Source organism: Thermogutta sp. (assembly GCF_014359955.1).
In the GTDB taxonomy this organism is placed as follows: domain Bacteria; phylum Planctomycetota; class Planctomycetia; order Pirellulales; family Thermoguttaceae; genus Thermogutta.
The window spans coordinates 1-1,190 of the sequence record NZ_JACIYL010001062.1 but is presented as its reverse complement, the minus strand read 5'-3'; the positions used below and the strand labels follow the sequence as shown (position 1 = coordinate 1,190).

The 1,190-nt window shown below is 56.1% G+C and carries 1 protein-coding gene; it reads left to right on the top strand.

Annotated features, from left to right (window positions below; translation table 11 throughout):
* Window positions 1-187: 187 nt before the first annotated feature.
* On the top strand, window positions 188-1,190 hold a 1,003-nt coding region (locus tag H5U08_RS19375), incomplete at its 3' end, for a hypothetical protein (RefSeq protein ID WP_297036999.1).

Below are 1,190 nucleotides of genomic sequence, written 5' to 3'. Positions count from 1 at the left end.
ACATCCGTTTGGCCGTCCGGCTGGGCCGGGAGAGAGATTTTCACCACGCCATGCGAAAGAAGATTTCGGAACGGGCGGAGGTGCTTTTTGAACAGGATGGAGTGATCCGAGAGTACGAAGATCTCTTCACTCAGCTTGGGGAACATTCTCGCTGAAAGGTCCTGTCGAGAAAGTAGGAGGTATGGCAATGCGTCTCGGAAGCCTGTCCGAAATGGGGTCGAAACGTAAATCACGGCAACGTTGGCTCGGCAAAACGAGACAACATCAGAAACAGCGGCACCGTGCCCTGCGGGTGGAAGAACTCGAACGGCGGGAACTCCTCTCGGTAGTGGCCAATATCACGGTGGATCAGCCCTCTCAAGTGGAGCGGTTGCAGGGGACGTCCACGTTCACGATTACGATTACGGACTGTCCGCCCAACCTGACCTATGGAGTGGTCAATTTCCAGGTCACCGGCACAGCGAATCCCAATTGTGATTATCAGGCGTCAGGCTTTCTGACGTGCGGCTACATCACTTTTTATGGCAACGGGAGCCAGTCGGCCACGGTGACCATCCAGAACGATCCTTGGCGAGAGGAGGACGAGACGATCACGGTGCGACTGACGGGCGGTTGGTGGACGGACACCAGTTGCTGTGGTGCTTATCCGGTGACCATTGGCGAGAACAGTGCGGCCACTGTCACGATTTTCGACGACGATCAGTGGAACTTTTACCTGACAGCGGTGGACAATATAGGGGCGGAGACGCTCCAGGGGAAAAACGACGCGACCTTCCGGATCACCCGCAGCAATCTCCGCGAACCGGACCTCAGTTACGGCATCAAGGTGTATTACGACATTTCGGGGACGGCAACCCAGGGTGAGGGTGTCAACGACGACTATGACCCGCTTCCTGGGGTGGAAGGTGATGGATGCTGGTATTCTTCCACGGGTTATATCATCTTCCCGGCCAATTCTTCCCAGATGGCATCCGATATCGAGGTCAAGGTGAGAGATGATGCGCAAAACCCCCTTGCAGAGCCGTTGGAAACCGTCATTCTGACGCTGTCCCATACGGAAGCTCTCTGGAATGGCCCCGAGTACGCCAGCTACCCTGTCTCTCCAGACCCAAGCACTGTTTACATACATGACAACGATTGGATTGTTGAGCGTGTTAGCCACGCGGTGGAGCCTATTGCCCCCCTCCCCG